11 protein-coding genes are annotated in these 12279 nt (G+C 56.1%); 4 read left to right on the top strand and 7 right to left on the bottom strand.

Features of this window, described 5'->3' with window-relative positions; all coding sequences use genetic code 11:
• Positions 1–104: 104 nt before the first annotated feature.
• Together NB063_RS03975 and NB063_RS03970 are read right to left on the bottom strand one after the other, a co-directional pair.
• The gene (locus NB063_RS03975; RefSeq protein ID WP_250927446.1) at positions 105–563 is read right to left on the bottom strand and encodes a hypothetical protein; all 459 of its coding nucleotides are present in this window, start codon (positions 561–563) and stop codon (positions 105–107) included.
• Positions 564–1046: 483 nt separating this feature from the next.
• On the bottom strand, positions 1047–2174 hold the full coding sequence (locus NB063_RS03970) for a cellulase family glycosylhydrolase (protein WP_250927445.1): 1128 nt from the start codon (positions 2172–2174) through the stop codon (positions 1047–1049).
• 163 nt (positions 2175–2337) lie between these two features.
• Here NB063_RS03970 and NB063_RS03965 point away from each other — a divergent pair, with 163 nt between their 5' ends.
• Positions 2338–3891: a mechanosensitive ion channel domain-containing protein gene (locus NB063_RS03965; RefSeq protein ID WP_250927444.1), complete on the top strand. Its 1554-nt coding sequence runs from the start codon at positions 2338–2340 to the stop codon at positions 3889–3891.
• Between the two features lie 33 nt (positions 3892–3924).
• Here NB063_RS03965 and NB063_RS03960 read toward each other — a convergent pair whose 3' ends face one another.
• Both NB063_RS03960 and NB063_RS03955 read right to left on the bottom strand, forming a co-directional pair.
• The gene (locus NB063_RS03960; RefSeq protein ID WP_250927443.1) at positions 3925–5352 is read right to left on the bottom strand and encodes a DUF2254 domain-containing protein; all 1428 of its coding nucleotides are present in this window, start codon (positions 5350–5352) and stop codon (positions 3925–3927) included.
• A gap of 24 nt (positions 5353–5376) precedes the next feature.
• Positions 5377–6330, bottom strand: coding sequence for a YihY/virulence factor BrkB family protein (locus tag NB063_RS03955; RefSeq protein ID WP_250927442.1), 954 nt, complete (start codon positions 6328–6330; stop codon positions 5377–5379).
• A gap of 359 nt (positions 6331–6689) precedes the next feature.
• On the opposite strand from NB063_RS03955, the gene NB063_RS03950 reads away from it, so the two are divergent.
• From NB063_RS03950 to NB063_RS03940, 3 genes are all read left to right on the top strand, one after another.
• Positions 6690–7583 carry a DUF2167 domain-containing protein gene (locus NB063_RS03950; RefSeq protein ID WP_250927441.1) on the top strand — a complete coding sequence of 298 codons (894 nt, stop codon included), beginning with the start codon at positions 6690–6692 and terminating at the stop codon, positions 7581–7583.
• Positions 7584–7594: 11 nt separating this feature from the next.
• A complete protein-coding gene (locus NB063_RS03945) occupies positions 7595–8797 on the top strand; it encodes a hypothetical protein (protein ID WP_250927440.1) in 1203 nt (400 codons plus the stop codon).
• 80 nt (positions 8798–8877) lie between these two features.
• Positions 8878–9159 carry a hypothetical protein gene (locus NB063_RS03940; RefSeq protein ID WP_250927439.1) on the top strand — a complete coding sequence of 94 codons (282 nt, stop codon included), beginning with the start codon at positions 8878–8880 and terminating at the stop codon, positions 9157–9159.
• 17 nt (positions 9160–9176) lie between these two features.
• Here the strand turns inward: NB063_RS03940 and NB063_RS03935 are convergent, their stop codons facing one another.
• The 3 genes from NB063_RS03935 to NB063_RS03925 form a co-directional block, all read right to left on the bottom strand.
• Positions 9177–9707, bottom strand: coding sequence for a hypothetical protein (locus NB063_RS03935; protein WP_250927438.1), 531 nt, complete (start codon positions 9705–9707; stop codon positions 9177–9179).
• Positions 9708–10067: 360 nt separating this feature from the next.
• Positions 10068–11054 carry an ABC transporter ATP-binding protein gene (locus NB063_RS03930; protein WP_250927437.1) on the bottom strand — a complete coding sequence of 329 codons (987 nt, stop codon included), beginning with the start codon at positions 11052–11054 and terminating at the stop codon, positions 10068–10070.
• A gap of 100 nt (positions 11055–11154) precedes the next feature.
• Entirely contained in the window at positions 11155–12210 is a 1056-nt protein-coding gene (locus tag NB063_RS03925; protein ID WP_250927436.1) for a protoheme IX farnesyltransferase, read from the bottom strand.
• Positions 12211–12279: the final 69 nt, after the last annotated feature.

Genomic DNA, 12279 nt, shown 5'->3' with positions numbered 1-12279 from the left:
ACGACACGGGCAAACCATGGACGCGAATCCATGGATAATCAAGCACAAGCTGCAACTCCTGACGAATTGCCGACACCGGTTCACTTGGCTCACGCGCTAACGAATCAGCTGTCACTCGCGGTCGTCTCGGTATTCGACCATTTTTCGCGCGTGACCACCGCGATTTGCTTCCTGCGCCCCTCGATATACGCCCTCACGATTTCATGATCAATACTCGATGCAAATATGACGATTGCCCCAGGCATCACTCCGACCGAACACGGACCACCGTTTTTCTCCCAACGATCCCTGCACACATCATTCATGAGTTCGCTAACGAATTCTTCTTGCGATTCGAGATCACCCATGCCCGGCGAACTGGCCTGCGTCCAGAGATCGTGGACACGGTACGAGCACGGGTAAACCTGGGACCGCATCGCAGCGATTCGCTTATCCAGTTTCGCATCGACGCCTTTGACTAATCCGAACCCGAATCCGACAAAGGCCCCAGCGGAATAGAAGATCAACACCATCAAAGCAGCGATCCCAAACCGAGGCCACGGGAAACCAACTCGTTTCGTCATTTCAAACCGATCCTTGTAAATTGAGACGAACAATAATCCTCGATTACTCCAGCTTATCCTCCTCTGCCACTTGCACAGAAAGACGCCACGCATCCGGCTCGCTAAACCAGATTAAAGAAGTTTATCGCGTCCCATCAATCGCGTCTATTTCTCTGAACAGCGACGACATTCAGTCGAGTACCGTTTCGCCCAGAACTAACCGGTACATCGTTAAACAGCAGCTGACTTTGAACTCATCACGCCATCTACGCGACACCAACCTCACCGGTAAGAATTGAAGACCATTTCCCCGCACCCAAGTAGTGCCAAGGGACCTCGATTTAGTCACTGCGTGATTGCAAAAGTAGCGGAACGGCGCGAACCGTCCGGTAACGCGGGACCGGACGGCTCGCGCCGTTCTGCTAAGAAGAGCACTAATACAGTCAAGATGGCATCACGACTCCCCTGGCTCATCCGTCGGCAATCTGGACGTCGCGGGAACTCCTAACGACTTGCCGAATCCGGTTCCTCTTGCTCAACCATCTCCGAACTTTTCCGTTGAAACAACTCCAGCCAACTCAACGTGAGTGCTTCGCCAACCGTTTTTGCCGGACGCAGTTCCTCAGGCGTCGATCCCCAATAAAATCCGATCCAACCGCAGGCATGTTCGCGAGAACGATCGATAAACTCTTCCAATTCCTCGGCACCACATTTCAAAACAAACGTTTCTTCGATCACAACGGGTTTTCCGACCGCAGCAAATCCCTTGACCGTCTCAATCGCCTCATCAACTTTGCCTTTTTCGGGATAGAGATGCATGGCAATGAAGTCGAGATCGGCGGCGATCTTTTCGGGGACAAATCCCGATGTCAGCCCGGGTCGATCAAGACTCCAGGGCACTAGGCCCACCGTGATCAGATGCCGCTGATCGTGTCTTCGGATTGCCGTGACCAGCGTTCGAATCCACTCGCGGGCGATGTCGGTTCGGTCGCGTCCATTTAACTCCAAGTTGATGAATTGCACGAAGTGCTTCCCTGCAAAACCCGGCCCCAACCAATCGTCGCGTTTCGATGCACCTCCCGCTACGACGGGTTCGTTCATCAAGTCGTAGCAAAAAATCGCGGGGCTTCTCGCACACGTCTTCGCGATCGCTTCCCAAAAGGCGGCCTGAGCATTCCATCGCTCCTGCTCACTGAGTTCGTCATACCACCGGGGAACGTTTTGTTTGTGATAACAACCAAGTCCCGTGAGATCGATGTACAGACCGGATTGCTCAGCCAATAGCAACAGACGCTTAAGTTGGTTGAACGAGCCCTGACGCACCTCCGTGGGGCTGGCCATGAATTGATCGAACTGCAGATGAATGCGGACGACGTTTGCCCCGAGGACTCGCATTTCATGGAATGCCGAGTCCACCTCCTCCCAATGCTCGTCCCAGTATTCCTCCAACAGGTCGCCATCGCCATTGTGATCGTAATTGAATCCCCATGGGACGAAGCCGCATTGGGACCGAGTTAACTCAAAGCACCGCCCATCGGCCGACACGCGAATCCAATCCATCTCGGCGGTCCAACCAACGGTCGGTCCTCCAACCACAACCAGCACGAGCAGGGCAACCGATCTGAATGACATTCGTTCCACGACAACCTCCCATTTCACTAACCGATTCCAGACACACCCTCTCATCGATTGAGTCTATCACCAACCTGACCGTCTGGGCCAAGCGCATTGGCAATTCACGGCTACCAAGACGCCGTCGTCTTTCTGGAACGCGGTTTGCAAGCTCAGCCTCGGCATGAGCGCATCCAAATTCAAAACCGTGATTCGTCCCTTCCGTCGAGCCGACATTCGAATTCCCCTTGATCGACACGGCCAACTTGATGAAACAGACTCCAGTCGACCAAACACTTGCGATCCTGCCAGCCGCCTCCGACGAACTCGCATCTTCTCGTTAGCGATCACGATGCTGATCGTATCGCTCAATTGCGTCACACCCATCCGCAACTCTTCTGCGCAAGATGCTGGCGACGAACCCGGTTTGTTGGATCCCGAAGAAACTCCGATCGAAACACCAGAGAAGGTGGAAGTGGAACCGGTCGCTGTGGACGAAGACATCTCGGTGCGACTGAGCAATATATTCAATGCAACGAATTGGTTCGAACAAGTCGAGGTGTCGACCGACGAGGGCGTCGTATTCCTCAACGGAATCGCCGATACGGAACAACACCGGCAATGGGCTGAGCGGGTCGCTCAGAGAACCTCCGATGTTGTGGCTGTTGTCAATCAAATTGAGGTTGCCCAGCATTCAGTCTGGGACGTCGGTCCCGCCATTGCTCAATTGCGAACGCTAGGACGTGACTTCGTACAACTGATCCCATTATTGATCATCGGAGCGTTCGTCATCTTGGTGTCCTATCTGCTGGCAAAACTATCCGCGTCGCTCGCGCGGCGTGTGACGGGCCGCCGCGTGGATAGCCAACTGTTACAGCAAGTGATCGCGAGTGTCGTCGCTGTTCTCGTGATGCTGATCGGCATCTACATCGCACTCAAAGTCTCCGGCCTGAGCCGACTCGCCGTTACCGTGCTGGGCGGCACTGGACTGGTCGGCTTGGCTCTCGGATTTGCCTTTCGAGACATTGCCGAAAACTATTTGTCGAGCATCTTGATCAGCCTCAATCGACCTTTCAACGTGGGCGATTTGATCGAACTTGAGGGCAACAAGGGATTCGTTCGCCGCGTGACCACGCGCGGTACCTTGCTGCTCACCGTCGACGGGAACCACATCCAAATCCCTAACAGCACCGTCTACAAGGCGATCGTGAAAAACTATTCGTCGTCGCCGCGGATTCGACGTGAGTTCACCGTCGGGATCGGTTACGACGATTCCGTCACGAACGCCCAAGAGCAAATCTACGGTGTTTTGACACGCCACGAAGCCGTCCTCGACGATCCGGCACCGATGGTCCTGGTCGATTCGCTGGGTGCGTCGACTGTGAACCTCGTCACTCGTTTTTGGCTCGACTCGCATAAATTCGATGCGGGCAGCGTTTTGAGCGCGGTGATGAGACAGGCTAAGACCGCACTGAGCGAAGCCAATATCAGCATGCCAGATGAATCTCGCGAAGTCGTGTTCCCACAGGGCGTTCCCGTCGCGATGTTGGACGCATCCAAGGACAGGAAACCGATCGGCCCACCAAAGAACGATTCGGCGGCAGAGAAAAAATTGGCGATTGAGTCAGACAAGACGAATTCGTCAACCGCCGAAGGTGGACTTGCGAATAAGGACGAAGAGATCCAAAGCCATGCCGCCGACGGTGAACTCGAACAGGGCGAAAATCTGATTGAATAAGACGCAGTAATAAGTCAAAAGCTCTCTAGGATCTCACGGCGCGGTTATCCATTGGCCTGTTTGACGTGCTCGAATGCGAGCGTCTTTGCCGGTCAACAATCGAAGTACGTCCCGGTAACGACGCGAGACGACCGCGAGATCCCGTGTGTCTGTAATCGCGTTGCGACATTCGCGGCGCAGGGCACAGGCATGTCGCGACAACAGCCTTCGATCGCGAGTGGAACTCACTCGCAGAACCAAGTTGCCGATCACTTCCATCATGCGGATAGAGGCGTTTCGATCTGTGGCAACGTACGGACGAAGCTGATCAAATACGAGTGCGGCGAACGCACGAAAGGTGACCGGTTCGGCAATGACACGCAGCTTCTGCTCGTTGTCATAGCGGTACGCCGCCGGAAGATCACGGCTGGCCAGCGTCTCCAGCGCGGACTGCAACCAATCCATACAACTGATCGCGGTAAATGGGTCATTCACGCCGGGCGACAGCGCCCGCATGGCGACTTCCACCAATTGATTCACTTGAAACCGCAAATCTTGCGTCGCTGTTCGTTGAGTGCCGTGGACGAACATCGCGTTCAACTCGGCCTCGAGTTTCTCGTCCATTCGCTCGCGGGGCGACGCCAACAACAAGATACTAGAACCTGTAATGAAATCGCCCGGATTCCGTTGGACGTGAATCACGAGATCATGCCGGCGTGCCACTTCGAGCAATCCGTCACCGTCGATGTACTCCAGATATCCAGTCCCATTGGATGTCACCGCGGCGGCGGATTCATCAAATAGCGGCGGCAGTGCTGACTCGTGCTCATAATTTCCTGCGTCCTCATTTGGGTCACCCACTCGAGCAGGAAACTGGTTGCCGATCTGATGGTTCAACCGGCGGCCGACCCCCGCGATGATGTTGGAAACGTGAATCGTCTCCGGGATGTGATGAATAAAGAAAATCAACACACCCACGCTGGCGATCGCCATTAGCACACCGACGGTCACGGCAATGTGTGGGACGAATGCGGCCATGAGTTCGGCGCTGGCGATATTCTCTCCGCTCATCCCGGGAGGGACCGGCTCCGCATTTCGCACCGTGCGGAGCACCATCAAGCAGTACATGAACGTGGAGATAAAAACGCCGAGCGTAAACTGGTTCGCTTTGTCCGCCATGAAGTTGTTGAGTAGGCGAGGACCAACTTGCGACGTCGTGTGCGAGATCGAAAGAATGGTCATCGAAAACGTCACGCCTGCGACGGTGATCATCGAACCGGCAACGGTCGACAATACCGCGCGAGCACCGTCGGGTTGGTTCCCGTACAGCCACTCGATGTTGTCCATCCATGCCGAACCGAGGTAATTGTCAAGACTCGTCGTCAAGAACGACAGCGCCACCGCACTGATCGCCATCAACGAGGGAACAAACCAATAGCTGGCGCGTATTTTTGCCCACAGCGTGATGAGAAAAGCATTCATAATCGTTCGCTTCGCTGGAAGTAATTACCGGTCCGGGCTCGATCCGGGCTGGCCCGACTTGTCTGAAACGTCTCCCCGCTTGATCACTTTCACGACACGGACAGAGCCAGTTTGAGGCCGAACCCCGTTACCATACCGCACCGCGTAGACCTGCGTGGCTTCGGCGCCTAGCAACACGATCATCGCGGTGTAGTAGACCCACGCGAGCAGCACGGCCAACGATGCCGCGGCGGCACCGAGGTGAGCCCCCGGTTCGCTGTATGAAAAATACAGCTCAAGTGCGTATCGTCCGGCCAAGAATAACGCCGTTGTGATCACGGCTCCGACAAGCACGTCGCGCCACCTCACTTCCGCGTCCGGCATGAACTTGAAGATCGCCGCGAAGATTACGAACACCACCACGCCTTGCACACCAAAATTGATGCCTGACGCAAATGTCTCCGAAAGCCCCAGGAGTTCACCAACCCGACCGCCCAGCGCCGCCAGCACCGACGAGACCACTAGCGAAACCAACAACAGAAAACCGAGTCCGAGAATCATCGCAAGGGACAACAGTCGTTTTGTAAGGAGATCTTTCCATCCCGACGAATCGGGATCGGGCTGCACCTCCCAGACCTGATTGAGCGCCGCCTGCAACGCGGCAACGACGCCGGTGGCTCCGGCAACGATCCCCGCAAAACTTAAAAGCGTCTTCCACCATTTCCCTGTGGCCTGATCGCTGCTTTTGAGAATCGTCGATATCTGCTCCGACGCCTCTTCGTTGCCCAGCATCTGCGCCGCTTGGCTGGTCAGAACATTCTGTGCCTCGGCTCTGGCCTCCTCTCCGTCATACATAACAGACAACCCGAGCGTTAGAATCGTCAGCAATAAGAACAAAAGAGGCGGCAGGGCAAACGCGGTGTAGTACGCGAGCGCAGCGGCGAGCGTACTGCAATTGTTCTTCGAAAACTCTCGAAAGGTTTGTTTGAGAAAGTCCATGGTGGCCAATCCGGAGAAGTACGGCGTGCTCATACGCGGCGTTGTCCGCAAAAAAACATCACACCTGCAAGATTGATTGCAAATACCGCGCCACCTCATCCGCTGACTCGCCAAACTCCGTCGGCACACGGCGTGGAACGGCCGTTGGACTGCGTCAAAGCGTGCATTTCAAATTTCTTTACACCGTGCTGGTTTTCGGCTACCGTTCGTGCACAAGGGCGATGATCAAGGTGGTTTCGTTCTTTTCCGACCGATTCCACACCGCTCATTCAAAGGCTGTTTCGATGCTTCGCTTCTCTCGTTCGCAAAACGCCAGCGGGTCATCACGCCCACGTTTTTGTGCCAGACCGTGCTGCCTCATGTTAGGGCTCGTTCTTGCTTTGATCGGCGGACTGAATCCCGCGATGGCACAAGACGAAGAGTTCGAATTCTCCGCCGAACAGCTCGAGTTGCTAGAGCGTTATGCAGCGATCGAGTGGCAAGAAGGCCCCGCAACCGGGCAGATCGGGGACATTGCCGAACTGCAGATCCCCGAGGGCTATTCGTTCACGGGAGCCCAAGGCGCTCAAGACCTGCTCGAACTCTACGGCAACCCACGCAATCCCTCGATGCTCGGTGCGTTGATCCCGAATGCAGAGGACGAAGATTGGACGCTCGTGTTTCAGTTCAGTGACATCGGTTATGTCGACGATACCGACCGCGATAAACTCGATGCGGAAGCGATCATGTCGGACTTTCGCGCGGGCATTCCCGCCGGGAATCAACAGCGCCGGGCGATGAACATGGAAGAGATGACATCAATGAGCTGGCAAGAACGCCCGTTCTACAATCCACAAACAAACAATCTCACCTGGGCACTCAAACTCGATTTTCCCAGCGGCACGTCGATTAACTATGACATTCGGATGCTCGGCCGTCGCGGCGTGATGGAAGCGACCTTGGTCGGCGATCCGGAAACCTACGCGTCGGTCGTGCCGGTCGTCAATCAATTGCTCGAAGGCTATCAGTTCACCTCGGGCAACAAGTACGCCGAATGGAAACAAGGTGACAAAGTCGCGGCATACGGATTAGCGGGACTGGTTGGCGGTGGAGCCCTCGTCGCAGCCTCGAAAACTGGCTTGCTTGCCAAACTTGGCGTGTTGTTCGCAAAAGGGGGCAAAGCGATCATTATTGGCATGATCGTGTTCTTTGGTGCCATCGGATCGTTTATCAAAAAACTGTTCGGCGGCAGTGACAGTGAAACGGCCCGATAGGGCGCATTTCCATGCCTAGTCTCTCTGACGTCGAATGGATCTTCGTCGTCTTGATCGTGCTGTACTTCTTGGAATGCCTCGTGTGGGTCCGTCCCGGTACCAACGCGTTTGTTTCGCGATGGGGCTCGTTCCACCATCGCAAACCGGCAACACGTTTGACTGGGAATGATCGTGGGCGACTGGTCCTGGCGGGTTTATCTCCGTCAGACAAAACGTTGCTCTGCCAAGAGATGCCCGTTTCGATGACCGACCAAGGGGTCGTCGCGTTCGTTCCAATGTCGCCGCTTTCGGACGACCGACCGCTGCATTCAGGCGAGCAATTCCGGTGGCCAGAACTTGCCAACTGCCACGTCCGGGAACGCGAAATCCGGTGCGGCCAACGAAGCGTTTGTCACCTAAACAACACCACAAACGCAAAACGATTCGCCAGCGAACTTGCATCGATCGCGGCCATGGACGAAAACGACCGGGGAGGACGCATTGAACTCTTGCGCAACAAGACCTACGACGTCGCTGACATCCGCACTCGCTTGGAACTGCTATCGACGTGCACTCGGTGGATTCGTCCGCTGGCGAACATGCTGCTGATTTGGATGGGACCGATTGGAGCGATGCTGTATTACGGCTTCTTCCCGATAGCCCCGGACGGGATGATGATCGCCGCTTACCTTGCGATCCTGTTTTCACTCTGGTGGACCACGGCTGGCCTCGTCTACTTCGCACACCGCAGACTCTTTCGTGATGATCGATCGGGCCGTTTGAAACTGGTCGGATGTTCGCTGCTTTCCCCGGCCGTGCCACTGCGTGCGGTGGACTACCTCAGCCGCGAGTTGCTAGCGACGAGCATTCGTCATCCGCTGGCGGTTTCGGCTGCGGTTGATTCGCCCGATCGTTTTCGCGAGGTGGCCGAACGAACGATGCGAGACATTGAATACCCGATCACACCTGAAACGCCGGCCGATCAAGACGCATCCACATCCGTTAACGACGACAATGCGTCATCGATCGTGATGGACAGCCGGGCCGCCGACTGGGACGCAATCACAGCGTTGTTGAATGATTCAGAAATCTCCTTCGAAACGTGTTTGGCGGCCCCGGAACCGGACGACGACGCGTCCGTCACGTATTGCCCACGTTGTCACCAACAATTCGAGATCGAAAACGCGAACTGCGACCAATGCGGCGGCCGCGAGACTCTCAAGCTGAGAGTATAATTCTCGCATCAACCGCTACGCGATTCTAAGTTCGATTGCATTGTTTTTATCACGTCCCCGACATACCAAGGAAATTCCGGATGTCTGAAACCGAACCGACTCCCGAACAGCCCGCTCCCGCACAGCCTGAGATTTCCAAGGAGGAGTTGCGGTTGGCGATGAAAGCGTTCCGCAAAAGACTCAAACTGACACGACTAGACGATGAATCCCGACTCGGCTACGGCCCCATGTCATCAGGCGGAAAATCCGGTGTCGCTGCGATCCGTCCACCCGACAGCTATCCCAAAGCCGTTTGGTTAAAACTCGCCGAGCAGGGCAAACTCCGCCGAGAAGGCGGCGGACTTTACTCAATCGTCGAATAACCCAATGGGAACAGCCATCATTCGATAAGCAGGCGGTCCGACGGATCGGACTCTTCCCAAGCGCGGCGGATTTCGCGGAGTCCGTAGGCGCATAGCTCGAACTGATCGCTTAATCGATCGAGCAAATCACCGGGCGGACGGGTGTCGTCCGCCTCGATGGTTGCGGCGATCTTGTACGATCGTTTGCCTTGGTGGAAGTAATCGAGCAACTGATCAGGTGACCCTTTTCCACTTCCCCGCACGCTCTCGGGGAACATCCCCGATCGGAAAAGCGTTACGTCACCGATGTGCCGGTGCACTTCGCGACGCGCCATGCCGATACGTCGCTCGGCTTCGCACATCAACTGAAAGACTTCTGTCGCCGGTCGGCCGTCATCACGACGAACCCGCTGGATCGCATCGACTCGCGTGAACCGTAATAACAGCTCACTCACGTACTCGACCAACTGAACATCGGCGACACCGAGTTTGGTTTGGAAGATGTACTCCGACAACCCGCTAAGAAACCGATCAAGTGTTGATCGCTTAGGTTGAGAATGGTCAGGCATAACTAATGCTCCTTCGCAGACGAAGGGTCGAATCACCGACGGAGTTGGAAAACACCAGAGAAACCGAGCGACTCAAAAAACCTGAAATTCAGAATTAATCACCCCCAGCAAGCGCGTCAAGGTGAATTTTTTTGGACATTCAGCTTAGGCGATGCGGATCGCCGTTAATAAACCATTACGGGCAGGGCGGATCGCCGGTTCGAACCCGATTCACCGGTTACGAAAATACCGGGCTTTTGATCAAAACGCGCCCTCTCAGCCCCCTTAATAGTTCTCTTCTCGGATCCCATTCGACTCGTTTGACCGGCTTTGCCAATGCGATCGAATCATGCACGAGCGTTCACTCAACCGGCCCGCTGATTAATCCAAGAACGCGGTGCCGGTCTTCGCCACAAAGACATCTTCGAGACTGGCGCGGCCAAACGCGATTGATTGCACCGAGTCACCCAAACGATCGGCGATCGGATTCACCAACGTGGCCAGATCACTCGCACCAGATTGTTCGCTCGTCAAACGCAGCGTGCCGCCCACGCGAAGTGGATTGAGATTCATCTCGTTTCGCAACACTAGCTCCGCCGATGCCACATCATCGGTAGCGATTGTCAACACGCGGTCACCGACTTCACGTTGCAACTGAGAGGGCGACGCGTCGGCAATTTTTTTACCCGCGTCGATCAGCACCACCCGCGACGCTTTCGCCGCTTCATCCATCAGGTGCGTCGTCAACATCACCGCGACGCCTTCGGACGCGAGACTCTCCAGTGCGTCCCACAATGCCAGCCGCGCCGAGGGATCTAAGCCCGTGCTCGGTTCGTCGAGCAGCATCACGGGCGGACGGTGCAACAACCCTTTCGCCAACTCAACGCGACGTTTCAGACCGCCCGACAATGTTTGGCAAAAATCGTGGCGACGATCCTCGAGAGAAAACTGATTCAGCAATTCGTCGCACCGATTCCGAAGCCGATCGCCCGTTAATCCGTACAACGCGCCCTGACACCGCATGTTTTCGAGCACGGTGAGTTTGATGTCCAAACTCGGTGATTGGAAAATGATCCCCAGACGACCGCGAGCCGCCATCGTGTGGGACGAGACATCCGCGCCCGCAATCGTGACCCGTCCGGACTGCACCGGCAGCAACGTGCTCAAGACACGGAACAACGTCGTCTTGCCACTGCCGTTCTTGCCGAGCACGGCCACGATCTCGCCACCGCTGACGTTCAAATCGAGGTTATCAACCGCAAGCTTTTCGCCATATTGATGGCTCAACCCCGTGACTTCGATGACATCTGCCACGCCCGCATGTCCGGTCGTCGATTCGCTTTGAGTCAAGGTATTTTGTGTCATCATCTCGTCGACAATGCCTTCCCGCCGGTATTCGCTTTCGCGTCGAACTTCACTGTCTCGCCGAACTTTGCTAGCCCTTTGAACTTCGCTCTCGCGTCGATCTTTACAGGCCAATCATACGCAACGTCATCACCAACAAAACGGCTGGCAAGACGACCAATGACCAACGCAACATTTTGCGGGCCCGTATGTCTTCGGGAGATTGCCGGAACCGCAACGATGCTTTGAGCAGCGGCCAACACGCGGCAAGGACGCACGCTGCAGTTACGATGCTCGCGGGCGAAAGAATCCACTCGCCCGCCGGAGCCAAACACGCCACGACACCGCAGGTCGCTAACGCGATCGTGCCAGCAATGCTCTGCCACGCGGCACTGCGTCCGGTCGGTTCAACCGTCGTGGTCATCTGGAAACCGGCCTCGGCGTACTGCCGTCGGTACAGCCACGCGATCGCCATAAAATGTGGGTACTGCCAACACGCTAGCACGCCGAACAACATCCAACCCGACAAATCGGTCAATTGGCCACCGGCGGCGGTGTACCCCATGAAGACGGGCAACGCACCAGCGATCGCGCCAACCGTCGTGTTCCAAGCCGTGCGAGTTTTCATCGGGGTGTAGACCAAAACATACAACGCCCAAGTTGCGGCACCGACCACGGCCGGCAACGCTCCAAATTCCCAGGCGAGTAGTCCCGTGCCGACCAAACCGGCCGCACCGGTCAGCGCGACCCCCGCGGCGAGCGACATGCGTCCAGACGCCAACGGCCGTGACGCCGTTCGCGGCATCAGGGTATCGATCACCCGCTCGTAAACCTGGTTCGCCGCTCCCGCACTGCCGGCGACCAACCCGGTTCCCAACAACAACACGATCCAGGCCCCAAACGAAAGACTCACGCCGGTAACGCCCGCCATCGCGATCCAAGCCGACGCGACCGTCGTGACCAAGATCATCATCACGATTCGTGGCTTGGTCAGTTCGACGATGTCGCGAGTCACGGTGGGTTCGCGGCGACGTTTGCCGATTCGTTTCGGCTGCGATTCGTCGGCGATCGGATCGTCATGTTGTTGAATCACGTTATCCAACGATTCGCGATTGTCCTCTTCCATCACGGGCGGTTCATCCAAGAGTGCAGTCGACGATTCGCGGCAGTCGGTCGCCATGAGCGGCCCCGTGAGTGTAAGTGATGAGAAAAGAGATTGATTCGGTGTTTGATAAGCGACGCAGCGTGC

It is taken from the genome of Aporhodopirellula aestuarii (assembly GCF_023701485.1).
Lineage (GTDB): Bacteria > Planctomycetota > Planctomycetia > Pirellulales > Pirellulaceae > Rhodopirellula > Rhodopirellula aestuarii.
This window is presented reverse-complemented; position numbering and strand designations above follow the sequence as displayed.